Annotated in this window: 2 rRNA genes; both read right to left on the bottom strand. The window is 52.0% G+C overall.

Annotated elements, in window-relative coordinates:
• Window positions 1–108 (bottom strand): 5S ribosomal RNA (gene rrf, locus JW897_RS24030); the annotation flags it as partial.
• Between the two features lie 126 nt (window positions 109–234).
• Window positions 235–3,123, bottom strand: a 23S ribosomal RNA gene (locus tag JW897_RS24025).
• Window positions 3,124–3,318: the final 195 nt, after the last annotated feature.

Below are 3,318 nucleotides of genomic sequence, written 5' to 3'. Positions count from 1 at the left end.
GGTGTCCTACTTTCACATGGCGAATGCCACACTATCATCGGCGCTAAGGCGTTTCACGGTCCTGTTCGGGATGGGAAGGCGTGGGACCACCTCGCTATGGCCACCAGACATAAACTTGTACAAACTAGAAGAAGCCTGAGTTGATGTTTCATCAACCCACATATATTCGGTATTCAATTGTGTCGCACAACCACTATCTCGTCGTCTCTCGGTTTCCCAAGACACTCAAATGATAGGATCAAGCCTCACGAGCAATTAGTATCGGTTAGCTTAACGCCTCACAGCGCTTCCACACCCGACCTATCAACGTCCTGGTCTCGAACGACTCTTCAGGAGGGTCAAGCCCTCAGGGAAGTCTCATCTTCAGGCGAGTTTCCCGCTTAGATGCTTTCAGCGGTTATCTCTTCCGCACTTAGCTACCCGGCAATGCGACTGGCGTCACAACCGGTACACCAGAGGTGCGTCCACTCCGGTCCTCTCGTACTAGGAGCAGCCCCCGTCAAACTTCCAACGCCCACTGCAGATAGGGACCAAACTGTCTCACGACGTTTTGAACCCAGCTCACGTACCACTTTAAATGGCGAACAGCCATACCCTTGGGACCGGCTACAGCCCCAGGATGTGATGAGCCGACATCGAGGTGCCAAACACCGCCGTCGATGTGAACTCTTGGGCGGTATCAGCCTGTTATCCCCGGAGTACCTTTTATCCGTTGAGCGATGGCCCTTCCATTCAGAACCACCGGATCACTATGTCCTGCTTTCGCACCTGCTCGACTTGTCGGTCTCGCAGTTAAGCTACCTTTTGCCATTGCACTATCAGCACGATTTCCGACCGTACCTAGGTAACCTTCGAACTCCTCCGTTACACTTTGGGAGGAGACCGCCCCAGTCAAACTGCCTACCATGCACTGTCCCCAATCCGGATCACGGACCAAGGTTAGAACCTCAAACACACCAGGGTGGTATTTCAAGGACGGCTCCATGAGAACTAGCGTTCCCACTTCATAGCCTCCCACCTATCCTACACAAGTCTGTTCAAAGTCCAATGCAAAGCTACAGTAAAGGTTCACGGGGTCTTTCCGTCTAGCAGCGGGGAGATTGCATCTTCACAAACACTTCAACTTCGCTGAGTCTCAGGAGGAGACAGTGTGGCCATCGTTACGCCATTCGTGCGGGTCGGAACTTACCCGACAAGGAATTTCGCTACCTTAGGACCGTTATAGTTACGGCCGCCGTTTACTGGGGCTTCGATCAAGAGCTTGCACCCCATCACTTAACCTTCCAGCACCGGGCAGGCGTCACACCGTATACGTCCACTTTCGTGTTGGCACAGTGCTGTGTTTTTGTTAAACAGTCGCAGCCACCGATTCTCTGCGACCTCTCAAAGCTCCTCCCGCAGGGGATTCACTCTAAGAGGCATACCTTCTCCCGAAGTTACGGTATCAATTTGCCGAGTTCCTTCTCCTGAGTTCTCTCAAGCGCCTTAGAATTCTCATCCTGCCCACCTGTGTCGGTTTGCGGTACGGTTCTTATGCAGCTGAAGCTTAGTGGCTTTTCCTGGAAGCGTGGTATCAGTCACTTCAGGTCCGTAGACCCTCGTCATCACGTCTCGGCCTTAAGGGGCGGCGGATTTGCCTACCACCCCAGCCTACCGGCTTAAACAGACTATTCCAACAGTCTGATGACCTAACCTTCTCCGTCCCCACATCGCACTGCATAAAAGTACGGGAATTTTAACCCGTTTCCCATCGACTACGCTTTTCAGCCTCGCCTTAGGGGCCGACTCACCCTACGCCGATGAACGTTGCGTAGGAAACCTTGGGCTTTCGGCGAGCGGGCTTTTCACCCGCTTTATCGCTACTCATGTCAGCATTCGCACTTCTGATATCTCCAGCATCCCTTACGAGACACCTTCACAGACCTACAGAACGCTCCCCTACCATCTGCACTTACGTGCAAATCCGCAGCTTCGGTTATCAGTTTGAGCCCCGTTACATCTTCCGCGCAGGACGACTCGACCAGTGAGCTATTACGCTTTCTTTAAATGATGGCTGCTTCTAAGCCAACATCCTGGCTGTCTATGCCTTCCCACCTCGTTTACCACTTAACTGATCATTTGGGACCTTAGCTGGCGGTCTGGGTTGTTTCCCTCTTGACGATGGACGTTAGCACCCACCGTCTGTCTCCCATGCTCGCACTTTCCGGTATTCAGAGTTTGCCATGGTTTGGTAAATCGCAATGACCCCCTAGCCATAACAGTGCTTTACCCCCGGAAGTGATACATGAGGCACTACCTAAATAGTTTTCGGGGAGAACCAGCTATCTCCGAGTTTGTTTAGCCTTTCACCCCTATCCACAGCTCATCCCCTAGTTTTGCAACACTAGTGGGTTCGGACCTCCAGTGCGTGTTACCGCACCTTCATCCTGGCCATGGATAGATCACTCGGTTTCGGGTCTACGCCCAGCAACTAAATCGCCCTATTCGGACTCGGTTTCCCTACGCCTCCCCTATTCGGTTAAGCTCGCTACTGAACGTAAGTCGCTGACCCATTATACAAAAGGTACGCAGTCACGGAACAAGTCCGCTCCCACTGTTTGTATGCATCCGGTTTCAGGTTCTATTTCACTCCCCTCCCGGGGTTCTTTTCGCCTTTCCCTCACGGTACTGGTTCACTATCGGTCGATCATGAGTATTTAGCCTTGGAGGATGGTCCCCCCATCTTCAGACAGGATTTCTCGTGTCCCGCCCTACTTATCGTACGCCTAGTCCTTGGAATGCGTTTTCGTGTACGGGGCTATCACCCACTATGGCGGTCCTTTCCATGAACCTTCCACTAACACAATCCATAACACGTACAGGCTCTTCCGCGTTCGCTCGCCACTACTAACGGAATCTCGGTTGATTTCTTTTCCTGCAGCTACTTAGATGTTTCAGTTCGCTGCGTTCGCCTCCTCAGACCTATGTATTCAGTCTGGGATCTCCTTGCGGAGGGGTTTCCCCATTCGGACATCGCGGGATCAAAGCTCTATTGCCAGCTCCCCCGCGCTTTTCGCAGGCTTACACGTCCTTCTTCGCCTATGATCGCCAAGGCATCCACCAGATGCACTTAGTCGCTTGACCCTATCATTTCAGTAACCTAGGTCACCAAAACAACAAGTTGTGTTTGTGCGACGACTACACCGCCCCTTTTGATATGGCGACGTAGCCTAGATACAATCAAATACCCAAGATGACGATTTGTCCGCGTAAAGAGTTAACTCTACGTGTCCATCTCGCCGTCTTTATATATTCGGCTTCTTCAGTTTGTTAAAGATC

This window comes from Chromobacterium alkanivorans, assembly GCF_016937655.1.
Classification (GTDB): Bacteria; Pseudomonadota; Gammaproteobacteria; order Burkholderiales; family Chromobacteriaceae; genus Chromobacterium; species Chromobacterium alkanivorans.
Note: the sequence above shows the minus strand (reverse complement) of the source record. Positions and strands in the feature narration are given on the sequence as shown.